The following is a 15,052-nucleotide window of genomic DNA, read 5'->3' on the forward strand; positions in this document are numbered from 1 at the left end:
GTCGCAGCGCCTGCGCACTGCGTTCATTCACGACGGGCTGGCTGAGCGAAGCGAGGCCATGCGATGAGCACCGGTCCCGACGACGAGCGCCGGCAACCGTCGGAGCCGACTTTCGCCGACGTCATGAACGGCTTCAGCTTCGACGCTGGTCGTTCGTCCCGCCGCAGGCGGTGGGGCCGCAGGCGGGGAACCGACGTCGACACGCCCGAGGGCGCCGTCGCGGAGGCGCCCGCTCCTGCGGCCATGCCGGCGCCGCAGCCGGCGCAGGTGCCCCAGGCGCCGCTGCCCGGGCAGCCCACGGCGCCGATCGACCTGCGCGGGGTCCCTGCAGACCAGGGAGGGCTGGAGGGCGCGGCATCCGCCGTCCGACCGTACGCCTGGACCCGCGGACGCACGAAGTCAGGCCTCGACCTGGCCATCGAGGCGCTCGTCTCGACCAGCCAGCGCGCCAAGGACCAGATGGGTCTGCTTCAGATGGAGCACCGGGCCGTCGCGGAGCTCTGCGAGCAGACGCGGTCGGTCGCCGAAGTCGCGGCCCTCCTGTCGATTCCGCTCGGCGTGGCCCGGGTGGTACTGGGCGACATGGTTGGGCTCAACCTGGTGACCGTGCACCAGACAGCGAGCAGCACCGGCAACGAGCCGGATCTCGCATTGATGGAAAGGGTGTTGAGTGGACTCCGTCGGCTCTAGTTACCCCGGCCGGCCCCCGGCGATCGCCACGGCGGCCACGATCTCCGCCAAGATCGTGGTGGCCGGCGGCTTCGGTGTCGGCAAGACGACGTTCGTCGGCTCGGTGTCCGAGATCATGCCGCTCACCACCGAGGCCGTGATGACCGAGGCCAGCGCGGGCGTGGACGATCTCGCCGCCACGCCGAACAAGCAGACCACCACGGTGGCGATGGACTTCGGTCGCGTCTCGCTCGACGCCGACCTGATCCTGTACCTGTTCGGCACCCCCGGGCAGCACCGCTTCTGGTTCATGTGGGACGACCTGGTGCGCGGTGCGATCGGCGCGGTGGTGCTGGTGGACACCCGCCGGCTCGCCGACTCGTTCGCGGCGATCGACTTCTTCGAGGACCGCGGCCTGCCGTACATCGTGGGTCTGAACTGCTTCGACGGGCTGCTCCAGCACCGCATCGAGGACGTGCGGGAAGCCATGTCGATCGACGCGAACATCCCGATCATCAGCTGCGACGCGCGCAACCGCCAGTCCACGAAGCAGACTCTGATCGCGCTGGTGGAGCACGCCATGCACCACCGGATGACCGCAGGGGCGCGCTGACCCACGGCGCCGCCCGGCCTCGGGCGGCGGGTGGCCGTCGGCGCGAGAAGGACGGCCACGCGGCCGCGTGCTGCTCACACCGAGGCACGGGCTCGTATCAGGGTCAGTCCTCCACCGCCGCGATGCTGGTGATGCGGTGCAGCGGCACCCGATACACCGCACCGTCCACCGCGTCGCGGCCCTCCACCACGCCACCGCCGACGGAATGCGGTTCGAGCACGCGTTCGCTCGACACGCCGTGGGCGTCGACGAACCCGATCCAGACGCTGCGGCGGTCGGCCGCGGCCGAGCGGAGCATGTCGAGCGTCGAGCCGTTGGTGGTGGCGGCGGAGGCGCCCCTGCGGACCCCGGCCATCGCATCGCCCGCCCGCATGCGCGACACCAGCGCGGCGAGCTGCTCGGCGTCCGGTTCCGGAGGGCCCGTTCGGGCCGCCGTGCGGCGGCGGGGGGACGTGCGGCGGCCGCGGTCGCTCAGGTCGAGCACGGCCCCTCCGGTGTCTTCCGCGGCCGGGCTGAAGCCTGCCGCGCGCAGTGCGTCCAGCAGCTCGGCCAGCGGCAGCGGGGAGACGAGCACCGTCGGGGCGATGCGCCGCAGCTCGAGTGCGGCGGTGCCCGGGTGGGCGAGCACCTCGGCGACGAGGACCTCGTCGTCGGAGCGCAGGAACGAGGCCGCCACGCCGCCGCGGAGCTGCCCGTGCCTGCGCGCCACGTCGTCCACGAGATAGGTGAGGCCCTGCGGCACCGGGGTGGCCGAGCGCTTCGCGAACAGCTCGTGCAGATCTGCGGCCGAGCGCCCGGCGTCGAGTGCCCGGCGGATCGTGGCCTCGGTGAAGCGGTACACCGTGGCCCCGCCCGCCGACTCGACGTCGGCCACCAGGTCCAGCTCGCGCGCCAGCGCGGTCTCCAGGGGCCCGGGGGCGACCGCGGTGAGGTCGGCCTGCAGGAGTACATGGTCGACCGGCTCGGGCAGCGTGACGCGCAGGGCGGCGACGATCCGATCCGGATCGGTGAGCAGCGCCCGACCCGGCCCGGTGATGGCGTCGAGGGCCACGACGCCCAGCACCGTGGCCTCCGCGAGCACCCACGTGACGAGCTCGTCGCGCAACCGCCCGCCGCGCCGCGGGGCGCGCCAGGCGAGCAGGTCGGCGAGCGCGGTGGCGGACGCTGGTGCGGTGCCGGGTGGCAGCTCCGCGAGCCCGGCCAGCACCCGGCGGCGGTCTCGGGGCGCGAGCGGGCGGCGGACGCCGTCGGAGAGCGCGGAGATGGGGCGGCCGGCGTCGTCCTTGCGGCCGATGAGACCGGGGAGGCGGGGCAGGTCCAGCCAGGTGCGGGCGATGGCCGACCAGCGCGTCTCCGGCCCGCCGGCCGCCCACACGTCCGCGGTGGTGGTGGGCACCCAGTCGGGAGCTACTCCGTCGCTCTCGCCCACGAGGTCGGCGGCGAGGGCGAGCTCGACGAGCAGGGCCGCCGTGGTCTCGTCGGTGTCCATCTCGCGGGCGGCCCTGCGCAGCTCGCGCACGCCGAGGCCGCCGGAGCGCAGCACGGGCGGCGGCGTGTGGGCCCAGAAGGCGATCAGCAGGTCGAGGCGGCGCAGCACCTCCAACGCGGCGCCACCGGCCGTGCGGTCGACGACTCCCGAGCCCCGGTCCACGGCGCCGACGTCAGGCGGCGCGACCGGGACCTGACCCATCGGCCGGTCGCCGCGCAGCGCGAGGCCGACCTGGCGGGGCAGCTCGACGGTCTCGGAGTCGACGCGCAGCAGCAGCCCGCGAGCGAGCAACCGCCCGACCGGGCTGTCGGGGTCGGTGCCCGATCGGCTGCGCCCGATCGGGGGGCCTGCGGCCAAGGCCTCCAGCACGCGGCGCTCCTCGGGCGTGACGGCGGCGAGCAGCTCCGGCAGCGCGGACGACCCGGCGGGCCCGGAGGCAGGCCTCCCGAGGCCACCGGGATGCCGCGGCACCACATCGCGGGCGGCGGGTACGAGCGAGAGCGCGTCGTCGGGACCCCAGAGCAGCGCGCGGGCCCGCAGGGCCCGGAGCGCCGCGTCGAGCGTGCCGGCGGGCAGGTCGGGGCCGAGCAGCCGGGCGAGCTCGGCGGCGGCGACGGGCGTGGTGTCGGCGTCGGCGACGACGGCGGCCTCCAGCACGGCGAGCGTGACGCTGTCGAGGTCGTCGCAGGCGCGGTGCACGGAGGCGCGGACGCCGGCCCGGGTGGCCAGCACGACGAGGTCCGCGGGCGGCGGCACGCCGAGGTCGGGGCGCAGCCGCAGCAGCGTGGCGAGCGTCTCGTCGTCCTGGGCGCGCAGCCAGTCGACCAGTGTCCCGCCCGGTGGGGCTGGTGCGTTCATCGGCGGATCCAGCCGTCCGCGGGCAAGGCGGAGGCAGGCCCGCGTACTGGGCGTACTCGGGCCTGCCGACAACGCAGCCGGCGGGCGGCCGGGCCGTCGAGGGACGAGCCGAGCCCCGCCGGGCGGGACACTCTGGTGGGCATCGCTTCCACGGTAGTCCGCGACGGCTCGGCAGCCGGTGCGGGATACTGCTGGTGACCACCGAGAACGAGGAGGACACAGTGGCCGAGCGCTCCCGCCGGATCGACCCGACGTGGCCGGAACTTCCCGACGGCGAGCACCCCGTCACCGAGCTCGCCAGCCCGCTTCAGGGCTCGCTCTCCCCGTTCGGGGACGTGGAGTTCCCGCTCGACGAGGTGCCTTACGTCCACCCCAGGACGGAGATCAACCGATAGCCCCCGCCGGGCTGCTGCTCGCCGCAGGCGCCGGCAGGCGGATGGGCCGGCCCAAGGCGCTCGTGCGGTTCGACGGCGAGCCGCTCGTCCGGCGGGCCGTCGAGGTGCTCGCCGGCGGCGGCTGCACGCCGCTGCTGGCCGTCCTCGGTGCTGCGGCCGAGGAGGTCGAGCCGCTGCTGCCGTCCGGTGTGCGTGCGGTTCTCGCTCCGGACTGGGAAGAGGGCATGGGCGCGTCCCTCCGCGCCGGGCTCGCCGCGCTCGAAGGGCTGGATCCGGTGCCGGACGCCGCGCTCGTGCACCTGGTGGATCTGCCCGGGGTCACCCCTGCGGCAGTGGCCCGCCTCGCGGTCCTGTCCTCCCCCGATGTGCTCGCCCGCGCGGCCTACGAGGGTCGGCCGGCCCATCCGGTGCTGCTCGGGCGGGCCCACTGGCCCGGTGTCCGGGACGCGGCAACTGGCGACTCCGGCGCCCGCACGTACCTGTCGGGCCACCCGGACCTGGAACTGATCGAGTGCGGCGACCTCGCCGTGCCGGACGACGTGGACACGCCGGAGCAGCTCGATCGTGTCGCACAACGAATTCCGCGCTCGCACACCGACTGAGGTCGGTGCGCGAGCGCGGAATTCGGCGTGGGATCAGAGGGTGAGGCGCTGGCCCACCTTGAGGTTGTCCGGGTCGGCCTTCAGCGCCGGGTTCTTCTCGAGGAGCGCCTTCCAGCCGCCTGCGACCTTGTTGGCGGCCGCGATGCGGCCGAGGGTGTCGCCGCGCTTGACGACGTAGTCGCCGCTCGTCGTGGTCTCCTGGGCGGCCAGGCGCACCTGCTCGCCGGAGTTGCCGGACTTGCGTGCCGAGGCCTCGCGCTGGGTGGAGGACTCGCCGCGGACGCCCGTCTTGCGCGAGCAGGAAGGCCAGGCGTTCCAGCCCTGCTTGGCGAGCACGCGCTCGGCGACGATGATCTGCTCCTCACGGCTGGCCTTGTAGGCCACCGGAGCGAACTCCTTGCCGCCGAAGCCCGACCACGTCTTCGGCGAGAACTGCAGGCCACCGTGGTAGCCGTTTCCGGTGTTGATGTCCCACCGGCCGCCGCTCTCGCACTGGGCGAGCTTGTCCCACGCCGAGTCCGGGGCGGCGTTGGCGGGGGCTGCGACGAGCAGCGGGGCGCCTGCGACGGCGCCAGCGACGGCGGTGCGGGCGATGGTCCGACCGGTCCTGCTCGGGGCACGGTGACGGCCGCGGTAGCGGGCCATGGGGCAACTCCGCGCGCTGCGCATCCGGACGACGACCGCCGGGGAGCTGGCGGCGCGGCCTGATCGGCCGCGGGTCCGTTTCCTGTCCTGCGCTTCGTCGGGGGCGGGGCCGGGATCGCCGGACAGGGGAGCGCTGCGATTCCCGGGATCCGTCCGGATCTGGGGCACCCGGGCGAACCGAGGAGGGACGTTACGTCCGGTTCAGCCGATCGAAAACCCCCGCCGCGGCCACCGGCATCCTCGGTGCGGTGAGTGAACAGCGGTTGAACGCTCGATCTGCGCAGCTCAGCTGCGACGTCCCGCTCAACGGTCAAGATATTTTCAGGTTGCTAAGTAGTGGCCTAGATCACGTTTCTAGTGGGTCTCGGCCCGGTCACGGTCGAGGTCGTAGGGTTCCCCTGTGGAGCTGACCCACGTCGACGCCGCCGGTGCGGCCCGCATGGTCGATGTCACCGGCAAGGAGGCCACCGCGCGCACCGCCGTGGCCACCGGACGGCTGCGCACCACGGCCGAGGTGGTGGACCTGCTGCGCCGCGACGGGCTGCCCAAGGGCGACGCGCTCGCCACGGCCCGGATCGCCGGGATCATGGGCGCCAAGCGCACGCCCGATCTGGTCCCGCTGTGCCACCCGATCGCGCTGAGCGGTGTCGTGGTCGACCTCGAGGCAGAGGGCGACGAGGTCCGGATCCGGGCGACGGTGCGCACCACCGACCGCACCGGCGTGGAGATGGAGGCGCTGACGGCCGTCGCCGTCGCCGGGCTCACGCTGCACGACATGGTGAAGGCCGTCGATCCCGCCGCCGTCCTCGACGCGGTCCGCGTCGAGCGCAAGGAGGGCGGCAAGACCGGCACCTGGACCCGGCCCGAGGACCGGTCGTGACCGCGGAGCGGCGGGCGCGGGTGGTCACGGCGTCGAACCGGGCGGCGGCAGGCGTCTACGCCGACCGCGGCGGCCCGATCATCGTCGAGTGGCTGCGTGAACGCGGGTACGCCACCCCGGAGCCCGTGGTCGTACCGGACGGGGAGCCCGTGGGCGAGGCCCTGCGGGCGGCCGTCGCCGACGGGGTCGACGTCGTGATCACGACCGGTGGCACCGGGATCTCGCCGACCGACGCCACCCCCGAGGTCACCCGGGGCGTGCTCGACTACGAGGTGCCGGGGCTGGCCGACGCGATCCGGGCCGCCGGCGCCCCGACCGTGCCGACGGCGGTGCTGTCGCGCGGGCTGACCGGCGTCGCGGGGCGCACACTGGTCGTGAACCTGCCCGGATCGACAGGTGGAGTTCGAGACGGTCTGGCCGTGCTGGCCGACGTGCTCGACCACGCCGTCGACCAGCTGCGAGGAGGGGACCACCGATGACCGGAACCGGGACCGGCGCCGCCGTGCTGCGCGCCGAGGTCGGCGAGGCCCCGCTCGACGTCGCGGAGCACGCGGCGCTCGTGGACCAGGCCGCCGCGGGGGCGGTGGTCACGTTCGCCGGGGTGGTGCGCGACCACGACGGCGGGCGCGCCGTGCGCGGTCTCGAGTACAGCGCCCACCCCACCGCGGAGAAGGTCGTGGCCGAGGTCGCCGCGGACGTCGCGGCCAGGGCCGTCGGGGTGCGAGCGATCGCGGTGAGCCACCGGATCGGCCCGCTCGGGATCGGCGACGTGGCGCTGGCCTGCGCCGTCGCCGCCGATCACCGGAAGGAGGCCTTCGCGGCCTGTGCCGAGCTGGTGGACGAGGTCAAGCGCCTGCTGCCCGTCTGGAAGCACCAGCTGTTCGCCGACGGCACCGACGAGTGGGTCGGCTCGGCCTGAGCGCCGCCGGCTCGGCATCGGCGCCTCGCCATCGGATCAGTCGCGGCCGCGCAGGCCCAGCTTCTTCGAGCAGGACGGCCACGCCTTCCAGCCCTGGTTCGCGAGGACGCGCTCCGCGACCTTGATCTGCTGCGCCTTGCTGGCCTGGTGGGCCATGCCCTGGCCGCCGTGGGCGCGCCAGGTGCGGTGGCTGAACTGCAGACCACCGTAGTAACCGTTTCCGGTGTTGATCTTCCAGTTACCGCCGCTCTCGCACTTCGCGAGCTTGTCCCAGGTCGAGGTCGAGGCCGCGTTCGCGGTCCCGGCGACGGCGAAGGGGGCGCCGACCGCAACTGCACCGACGACGGCCAGTCGCACCAGCTTTCGGCCCAGGCGGGAATCGGGTCGTGAAGTCATTTCGGTGTCTCCTGCTCGCACTGACGAAGCGAACGTGCTCGTCAGCGGGCTGGAGGAAGCCCGCTGATCACGTTCTGGTGATCATGAATTGCCACGGGGGATGGCACTCATGAATGCCGTGCTCGACCCGGCCCCGCCTTCTGCTCGACGGACCGGAACCGTGGGACCGGGTGTAGTGCGACGGTTCCGGATGCATTTCGGTCGAACCTTCCGATCCGACCGCTCGTTGACCGTACGAGCCGGATCCCGCGAATCGTCAAACTCTGCAGACGTGAGCAACCTCACGTTAATGGAGCGATTGACTTGACGATAAGCGGATACGCCCAGGTCAGCAGAGGTCTGATCACGGTTCCATCACGGCGGAACCAATATCTCCAAACCGGAAGTATTACCGATTGCGCCGCGTTCAATGTGACGCTCCGTGATCGATCGGTTACGCAGCAGGCATGACCGGGCTCACCAGTAGTGGCTGCCCGGCTGCCGGTCCGTCATGCTGGAACCGTGACAGAACGCCCCTCGAATGCCGCGGGGTCGCCCGCGGAGCTGGCGGCGGCCCTGCGCTCCACCGGCTACCTCGCCGACGACGGACTCGCCACCGCCGCGTTCCTCGCGATGCAGATGAACCGTCCGCTGTTCTGCGAGGGGGAACCGGGCACGGGTAAGACCGCGCTGGCGCAGGCGCTCGCCCAGGTGTTGGACGCCGAGCTGATCCGGCTGCAGTGCCACGACGGCATCGACGCCTCCCAGGCCCTCTACGACTGGGACTTCCCCCGGCAGCTGCTGCACCTGCGCGCCCTGGAGGCGGCGGCGTCGGCCACCGGGGAGACCCTCGACGCCGACGCGGTCGAGGCCTCGCTCTACGACCCCCGCTTCCTGCTCGCCCGCCCCATCCTGCGCGCCCTGCAGACGAGCCCGAGCGTGCTGCTGATCGACGAGATCGACCGCGCCGACGACGAGTTCGAGGCCTTCCTCCTCGAGGTGCTCACCGAGCACGCCGTGTCGATCCCGGAGGTCGGCGAGATCAGGGCGAAGGAACCGCCGCTCGTCGTCCTCACCTCCAACCGCACGCGAGAGGTGCACGACGCGCTCAAGCGACGCTGCCTCTACCTCTGGCTGGACCACCCGGACCTGCAGCGCGAGATCCAGATCCTGCACTCGCGGCTGCCCGGTGTGCCCGAGCGGCTCGCCGCCCAGGTCGCGGGAGCGGTGCGGAAGCTGCGCCAGCTGGACCTGCTCAAGCCGCCCGGCGTCGCCGAGACGATCGACTGGGCGCGGGCGCTGCAGCTGGTCGGCGCCCGGCACCTCGACGTCGACGCCGCGGCAGCCACGCTGGGTGCCGTCCTGAAGTACCGCGAGGACGCCGATCGCATCCGCGTCCAGCTGGACACCCTCCTCGCGTCCTGAGACCGGATGGGACCGACGCTCACACCGCAGGCCACGGACCCGCTCCCCGGGCTCGTGGGGTTCACGGTCGTGCTCCGCAACGCCGGGCTCGCCATCACCACCGACCGGGTGGTGGCCTTCCTCTCCGCGCTCGACGCGCTCGACGTGACCGACCGGACGCATACGTACTGGGCCGGGCGGCTCACCCTCTGCTCCGACCCCGACGACCTGCCGCGCTACGACCAGGCGTTCGCCGGCTGGTTCGAGCCGGGGCAGGGTGGTCGCACCCAGGTGCGCGACGAGCGGCCGCCGCCTCCGCCGCGGCTGGCCGCGCTCACCCCGGAGGAGGCGGAGGGCGGCGAGGAGGGCTCGGACTCCCCCCAGATCCACGCGCGGGCGAGCGGCACCGAGATCCTGCGCCACCGCGATCTCGGCGAGCTCACGCCCGCCGAGCGGGAGCACCTGCGCCGGCTGATGGCGCTGCTGCGCCCGCAGTTGCCCACCCGCGCGTCGCGCAGGCTGCGCCCGTCCACCCACGGCAGCACCGACCCGGGGCGCACCCTGCGGGCCGCCCTGCGCAACCACGGTGAGCTGCGCGAGCTGCGCAGGCGCGACAGGTCCCGGCGGGCTCGCCGCGTCGTGCTGCTGCTCGACGTCTCCGGTTCGATGGAGCCCTACGCCGACGCGCTCCTCCGCTTCGCGCACGTCGTGGTCCGCCGGGGCCCGGCCTCGGTGGAGGCCTTCACGCTCGGCACCCGGCTCACCCGGGTCACCCGCGAGTTGCGGATGCGCGACCCGGAGCGGGCGCTCGCCGCAGCGGCGAAGGCGATCCCGGACTGGTCGGGGGGCACCCGGCTCGGCGAGGTGCTGCGCGCCTTCGTCGACCGGTGGGGACAGCGCGGCGCGGCCAGGCGGGCCGTGGTCGTCGTGTTCTCCGACGGCTGGGAGCGCGGCGAGACCGACGTGCTGCGCGAACAGATGAGCCGGCTGCGCCGGCTGGCCCACCGCGTGATCTGGGTGAACCCGCACGTCGGCAAGGACGGCTACGCGCCCGTGCAGGGCGGAATAGTCGCAGCGCTGCCGTTCTTGGACGAGTTGTTGGCGGGCCACAGTCTGGCCACCCTGGAACGACTGCTCGAGGTGGTACGAGATGCGTGATGTCGTGGATCAGCTCGAGGGCTGGTGGAAGAACGGGCAGACCGCGGCCCTCGCCACGGTCGTCGGGACGTACAGCTCCGCGCCCCGGCAGCCCGGCGCGTCGATGCTCGTCGGGCCCGGCGGTGAGGCCGTCGGGAGCGTGTCCGGCGGGTGCGTCGAGGGCGCGGTGTACGAGTTGGGCCAGCAGGTGCTCTCCGACGGGCGGCCGGTGCTGCAGCGCTACGGCGTGTCCGACGACGACGCGTTCGCCGTGGGGCTCACCTGCGGCGGGATCATCGACATCTTCGTGGAGAAGGTCGACCGCACGACCTACGAACAGCTCGCCACCGTGGCCGACGCGATCCGCTCCGGCTCACCGGTGGCCGTCGCCACCGTCGTCGCCGGGCCCGCGGAGCGGCTGGGCAAGCGGCTCGTGATCTGGCCGGACCGCACCGAGGGCGGCACCGGCTCCGACCGCCTCGACGACGCCGTCCGCGACGACGCCCGCGGCCTGCTCGACGCGGGCCGCAACGCGATGCTGCACTACGGCGTCGACGGCCAGCGCCGCGGCGAGGGCCTCGACGTGTTCGTCGAGTCGTTCGCCCCGCCGCCCCGCATGATCGTGTTCGGCGCGATCGACTTCGCCGCCGCCGTCGCCAAGATCGGCAGCTTCCTCGGCTTCCGGGTCACCGTCTGCGACGCACGACCCGTGTTCGCCACGGCGTCCCGGTTCCCCGGCGCCAACGAGGTGGTGGTCGAGTGGCCGCACCGCTACCTGAAGGCCGAGGCCGAGGCGGGGCGGATCGACGGGCGCACCGCCCTGTGCGTGCTCACCCACGACCCGAAGTTCGACGTCCCCCTGTTGGAGGTCGCACTGCGGCTGCCCGAGGTGGGCTACATCGGGGCGATGGGTTCGCGGCGCACCCACGAGGACCGCCTCGCCCGGCTGCGCGAGGTGGGCGTCACGGACGAGGAGATCGCCCGGATGTCCTCCCCGATCGGCCTCGACCTCGGCGCCCGCACGCCGGAGGAGACGGCGGTCTCGATCGCCGCCGAGATGATCGCCCTGCACTGGGGCGGCGTGGGCAGCAGGCTCGCCGAGCGCGAGGGCCCGATCCACTCTGCTTGATCGTCTCCGCTCCGCTCCGGCGGGCTCGCGGGCCCTTCCCGGCGCGCTCGCGGCGCACGAGGCATGTCGCTTCGAAGAGTCGAGCCACGCGCGGACGCCGCTGCGGAACACGGAGGTCTGGCACGGCGTTCTCCTCGTGCACGCAAGACGTGCAACGCTGTAATCGCGAGGAGGCCGTCATGGACGAGCTCGACTCCTACTCCCGCACCGTGAGCGCTGTGGCGGCCGAGCTCACCGGGCGCGTCGCCGCCGTCCGCACCGGCCGGGGCAGCGGGTCCGCGGTGGTCGTCCCCGGCGACGGGATCCTCGTCACGAACGCCCACGTGGTCGGCGAGGCGCGCACGGGCCGCGCCGACTTCGTCGACGGCACCCAGGCCGGCGTCACCGTCGTCGGCACCGACCCGCTGTCCGACCTGGCTGTCCTGCGCGCCGACCGGCCCGGTGACCTCCCGCCGCCCGCGCGCCTCGGCGACGCCGACGGGCTGGTGGTGGGCCAGCTCGTCGTGGCGGTCGGGAACCCGCTCGGCCTCGCCGGTTCGGTGACCGCAGGTGTCGTGAGCGCGCTCGGCAGGGCCCTGCCCACCCGCAGCGGCCGGGCCGGGCGGGTGGTCGAGGACGTGATCCAGACCGACGCCGCGCTCAACCCGGGGAACTCCGGCGGTGCACTCGCCGACTCCCACGCTCGCGTGGTGGGCATCAACACCGCCGTGGCGGGGATCGGGCTGGGTCTCGCGGTCCCGGTCAACGCCACCACGCGCCGGATCGTGGAGACGCTGCTCGCACACGGACGGGTGCGGCGGGCCTACCTGGGCGTGGTCGGGAGCCCGGCGCCGGTGCCCACGGCCGTCGCGGAGAAGTACGGGCGCAAGAACGGGTTGCGGCTCGCCGAGGTGATCGGCGGCAGCCCCGCTGCGCGGGCCGGGCTGCGGGCCGGCGACCTCGTGCTCGACGTCGGCCGCAGGCCCGTGCAGGACGCCCAGGGCATCCAACGCCAGCTGTTCGGCGACGCGATCGGCGTGCCGCTCCCCGTCACGGTGCTGCGCAACGGGGCGATGGTCGACGTCGTCGCGGTGCCGACCGAGCTCGGCTGACGTCGGTACGGTCGCCGGTGTGACGCGCGCCATCCGGGAGGCCTGGGACAACCAGGCGAACCGCTTCGACGAGCAGCCCGATCACGGTCTCTCGGATGCGCGCGTCCGCACAGCCTGGGCGGCGCTGCTGCAGGACGCGCTCCCGGTGCCACCGGCGCGGGTCCTGGACGTCGGCTGCGGCACCGGATCGGTGGCCGTCCTCATGGCAGCGCTCGGCTTCGTCGTGCAGGGGATCGATCTTTCTCCCCGGATGCTCGAGCAGGCGGCCGCGAAGGCCCGGCGCCTGGGTGTGGAGGTCGCCCTCCTCGAGGGTGATGCGCGCGATCCGCAGGTAGGTGGGCCGTTCGACGTCGTGCTGTCACGGCACGTCCTCTGGGCCTTGCCCGACGTGCCTGCAGTCCTGCACCGCTGGGCGAGCCTGCTCGTGCCGGGTGGTCGGCTGGTGCTCGTGGAAGGGCGCTGGCACACGGGCGCCGGATTGCCTGCCGAGGACCTGCTTCCGCTCGTCCGGAGCGCGACCAGCGCAGTCGAGCTGCACCACCTGCCGGACCCGGCCTTGTGGGGAGGCCACATTGAGGATGAGCGCTATCTGATCGTGGCAACGGCCTAGCCGGCACTACCCCCGGGTTTCGTGATCATGGTGGTGGCACCGCCAGGCGCGTTCAGCGGTGGCATGCCGCTCGCGCCGTCGGCCAGGCTGGAACGGGGCCGTCGAGTTGATCTGGTCGGGTGAGGTTGCGGTGGGCGCGCCGTTCCGGGCTCGGGCGCGACGGCGGCCGCCGGCTCTCCGGGGCCTCTCGCGTGTGCACGCCTTTCCCCTCTCCTCGACCGCTCACCTGTGTGGCCACCCCGTACAGCGGTCAGCGCACCTGGCCGTGCTCCCACGCCCACGCGGCGATCTCGACGCGGTTGCGGGCCGACAGCTTGGTCTGGATGTTCGTGAGGTGCGTCTTCACCGTCGAGAGGGAGACGAAGAGCTCGGCGGCGATCTCGGCGTTGGTGCGGCCGCGCGCCACGGCGCGCACGACGTCCAGCTCCCGCGGCGAGAGCGGGTCGGGCAGCCGCGGTGTGCGCGCCACCGGGCTGGTGGCCAGGTGTTCGAGCAGCCGCACCGTGACCGACGGTGAGACGAGCGCATCGCCCGCCGCCGCGGCCCGCACGGCCTCGACGAGCAGCCGCGGGCCCGCGTCCTTGAGCAGGAAGCCGCACGCGCCCGCGCGGAGCGCGCCGTAGACGTACTCGTCGAGGTCGAACGTCGTGACGACGACGATGCGCGGCGGCTTCGGGTCGGCGACGAGCACGCGCGTTGCCTCCAGACCGTCGAGCTGGGGCATCCGGATGTCCATCAGCACGACGTCGGGACGCAGCTCCCGGGCCCGCGTGACGGCGTCGACGCCGTTGCCGGCCTCGCCGACCACCTCGACGCCCGGCTCGGCGGAGAGGATCAGCCGGAAGCCGGTGCGCACCATCTCCTGGTCGTCGGCGAGCAGCACCCGGATCATCGGGCGCCTCGCAGCGGGAGCCGCACCGACACCGTCCAGAACCCGGGAGCGGTCGGTCCCGCGGCGAGCGTGCCGTCCAGCGCGGCCACCCGCTCACCCATCCCCACGAGGCCGAACCCGCCTCCGACCCGCCCGCTCACCGGGGCCTGGGGGACGCCGTCGTTGCGCACCGACACCAGCAGGGCCTCCTCGCGGATCCGGACGTCCACCTCGACGGTCGCGACGTGCGGCGCGTGCCGGCGGACGTTGGTGAGAGCTTCCTGCACCACCCGGTAGCCGGTCGCGGCCACCCCCGGTGGCAGCACGGCGTGCTCGAGCCCGGGGTCGGTGGACAGGCGTACCAGGCGGGCGTCGGGGTCGAACCGCTGTACGAGCGTGCGCACCTCGGCCAGCTCCGCACCGGGGGTCCGCCCGCCTTCGGCGTCCTGCCCGCGCAGGACCCCGACCATCCGCCGCATCGCGGTGAGCGCGTCGGTGCCCGCGTGCTCGATGGCGGCGAGCGCGCGGTCGACGTCGTCGGGGGAGGTGCGGGCGACCACGGCTGCGGCCTGGGCCGCGACGACGATGCCCGTGACGTGGTGCGCGACGACGTCGTGGAGCTCGCGGGCCAGCTCCATCCGCTCGGTGGACCGGATGTCCTCCACCGCGGCCCGCCTGCGGGTGTCGATCTCCCGGAGCACGAGCCCGACCGCGACGGCGCCGCCCCAGCCGAGCGCCGACAGCACGCCGAACCCGCTCGCGGCGGTCTCGGTCTCCCGCATGATCGGCGAGCCGACGATGGCCACCGCCGCGGCCGCCGTGAGCACCAGGGCGGGCCGCAGCGGGCACCGGTGCAGCACGGTGACGACGACGACGGCGAGCGCCAGCTGCTCGGTGAACGACAGCGCGGACACCGGTCCCGGTATCACCGGGAGCACCGCGGCCTGCACCGCCGAGACCAGCGAGATCGCGACGGACAGGCCGATCGCGACGGCGGCCGAGGGCACCAGCCGGGCGCCGGGTCGCCTGCGCGCCAGCACGACGAGGGGGACGGCCACAGCGGGGACGAGGACGCCGATCGGACCCGCGACGACCGACACGACGAGGTCGACCATCAGCCAGAAGCCGTAGGCGGCCAGTTCGGCGACCAGTCCGACGTGCCGCCGGATCCAGCGGAGCAGGCGGATCACGGCACGAGCCTATGTGCGGAGGCCGGCGGTCCCCTCGGCCGGAAGTACGAGCCGCCTGTGCGGGGTTCCGCCCTGCGGCCGAGGCGGGCGCCCGTGCCGCCCGACGATCGTGTCGGCATGGCACAGATGATCGTGGCGTTCCTCGGCACGGCGGCGTGGGTGGGCGGGGTGCTCA

15 protein-coding genes and 1 pseudogene are annotated in these 15,052 nt (G+C 73.7%); 11 read left to right on the forward strand and 5 right to left on the reverse strand.

Translation table 11 applies throughout. The features are described 5' to 3' along the window. Nucleotides 1–63 precede the first annotated feature (63 nt). Both FHX44_RS19300 and FHX44_RS19305 read left to right on the forward strand, forming a co-directional pair. Complete coding sequence (locus FHX44_RS19300) at nt 64–690, forward strand: DUF742 domain-containing protein (RefSeq protein ID WP_147257069.1); 627 nt, start codon at nt 64–66, stop codon at nt 688–690. After that, complete coding sequence (locus FHX44_RS19305; RefSeq protein WP_147257070.1) at nt 671–1,282, forward strand: GTP-binding protein; 612 nt, start codon at nt 671–673, stop codon at nt 1,280–1,282. The genes FHX44_RS19300 and FHX44_RS19305 overlap by 20 nt, the downstream gene beginning before the upstream one ends. 103 nt (nt 1,283–1,385) lie before the next feature. Here the strand turns inward: FHX44_RS19305 and FHX44_RS19310 are convergent, their stop codons facing one another. After that, nucleotides 1,386–3,629 carry a helicase-associated domain-containing protein gene (locus FHX44_RS19310; protein ID WP_147257071.1) on the reverse strand — a complete coding sequence of 748 codons (2,244 nt, stop codon included), beginning with the start codon at nt 3,627–3,629 and terminating at the stop codon, nt 1,386–1,388. Nucleotides 3,630–3,823: 194 nt separating this feature from the next. On the opposite strand from FHX44_RS19310, the gene FHX44_RS19315 reads away from it, so the two are divergent. Continuing rightward, complete coding sequence (locus tag FHX44_RS19315; RefSeq protein ID WP_147257072.1) at nt 3,824–4,024, forward strand: hypothetical protein; 201 nt, start codon at nt 3,824–3,826, stop codon at nt 4,022–4,024. Next, complete coding sequence (locus FHX44_RS19320; protein ID WP_147261311.1) at nt 4,021–4,626, forward strand: nucleotidyltransferase family protein; 606 nt, start codon at nt 4,021–4,023, stop codon at nt 4,624–4,626. The genes FHX44_RS19315 and FHX44_RS19320 overlap by 4 nt, the downstream gene beginning before the upstream one ends. A 33-nt stretch (nt 4,627–4,659) precedes the next feature. Here FHX44_RS19320 and FHX44_RS19325 read toward each other — a convergent pair whose 3' ends face one another. Continuing rightward, nucleotides 4,660–5,271, reverse strand: a complete 612-nt coding sequence (locus FHX44_RS19325) for a LysM peptidoglycan-binding domain-containing protein (RefSeq protein WP_147257073.1) — start codon at nt 5,269–5,271, stop codon at nt 4,660–4,662. A 400-nt stretch (nt 5,272–5,671) separates the two neighbouring features. On the opposite strand from FHX44_RS19325, the gene moaC reads away from it, so the two are divergent. Continuing rightward, complete coding sequence (moaC, locus tag FHX44_RS19330) at nt 5,672–6,151, forward strand: cyclic pyranopterin monophosphate synthase MoaC (protein WP_147257074.1); 480 nt, start codon at nt 5,672–5,674, stop codon at nt 6,149–6,151. A gap of 20 nt (nt 6,152–6,171) precedes the next feature. Continuing rightward, a pseudogene (locus FHX44_RS43885) lies at nt 6,172–7,070 on the forward strand (molybdenum cofactor biosynthesis protein MoaE). Between the two features lie 36 nt (nt 7,071–7,106). Here FHX44_RS43885 and FHX44_RS19345 read toward each other — a convergent pair. Continuing rightward, entirely contained in the window at nt 7,107–7,427 is a 321-nt protein-coding gene (locus tag FHX44_RS19345; protein WP_425469143.1) for a transglycosylase family protein, read from the reverse strand. Nucleotides 7,428–7,967: 540 nt separating this feature from the next. Here FHX44_RS19345 and FHX44_RS19350 point away from each other — a divergent pair. From FHX44_RS19350 to FHX44_RS19370, 5 genes are all read left to right on the forward strand, one after another. Continuing rightward, complete coding sequence (locus tag FHX44_RS19350; protein WP_147257078.1) at nt 7,968–8,870, forward strand: AAA family ATPase; 903 nt, start codon at nt 7,968–7,970, stop codon at nt 8,868–8,870. A gap of 6 nt (nt 8,871–8,876) precedes the next feature. Next, nucleotides 8,877–10,007 carry a vWA domain-containing protein gene (locus FHX44_RS19355; protein ID WP_147257079.1) on the forward strand — a complete coding sequence of 377 codons (1,131 nt, stop codon included), beginning with the start codon at nt 8,877–8,879 and terminating at the stop codon, nt 10,005–10,007. Beyond that, on the forward strand, nt 10,000–11,115 hold the full coding sequence (locus tag FHX44_RS19360) for an XdhC family protein (RefSeq protein WP_147257080.1): 1,116 nt from the start codon (nt 10,000–10,002) through the stop codon (nt 11,113–11,115). Before FHX44_RS19355 ends, FHX44_RS19360 begins: the two co-directional genes overlap by 8 nt. Nucleotides 11,116–11,294: 179 nt before the next feature. After that, on the forward strand, nt 11,295–12,206 hold the full coding sequence (locus FHX44_RS19365; protein WP_147257081.1) for a S1C family serine protease: 912 nt from the start codon (nt 11,295–11,297) through the stop codon (nt 12,204–12,206). A gap of 19 nt (nt 12,207–12,225) precedes the next feature. Beyond that, nucleotides 12,226–12,816 carry a class I SAM-dependent methyltransferase gene (locus FHX44_RS19370; protein WP_246170474.1) on the forward strand — a complete coding sequence of 197 codons (591 nt, stop codon included), beginning with the start codon at nt 12,226–12,228 and terminating at the stop codon, nt 12,814–12,816. 250 nt (nt 12,817–13,066) lie between these two features. Here FHX44_RS19370 and FHX44_RS19375 read toward each other — a convergent pair whose 3' ends face one another. Then, nucleotides 13,067–13,708, reverse strand: a complete 642-nt coding sequence (locus FHX44_RS19375) for a response regulator (protein ID WP_147257082.1) — start codon at nt 13,706–13,708, stop codon at nt 13,067–13,069. Beyond that, nucleotides 13,705–14,877, reverse strand: coding sequence for a sensor histidine kinase (locus tag FHX44_RS19380; protein WP_147257083.1), 1,173 nt, complete (start codon nt 14,875–14,877; stop codon nt 13,705–13,707). Before FHX44_RS19380 ends, FHX44_RS19375 begins: the two co-directional genes overlap by 4 nt. Between the last annotated feature and the right edge of the window lie 175 nt (nt 14,878–15,052).

The sequence above is a fragment of the Pseudonocardia hierapolitana genome (assembly GCF_007994075.1).
GTDB lineage: Bacteria > Actinomycetota > Actinomycetes > Mycobacteriales > Pseudonocardiaceae > Pseudonocardia > Pseudonocardia hierapolitana.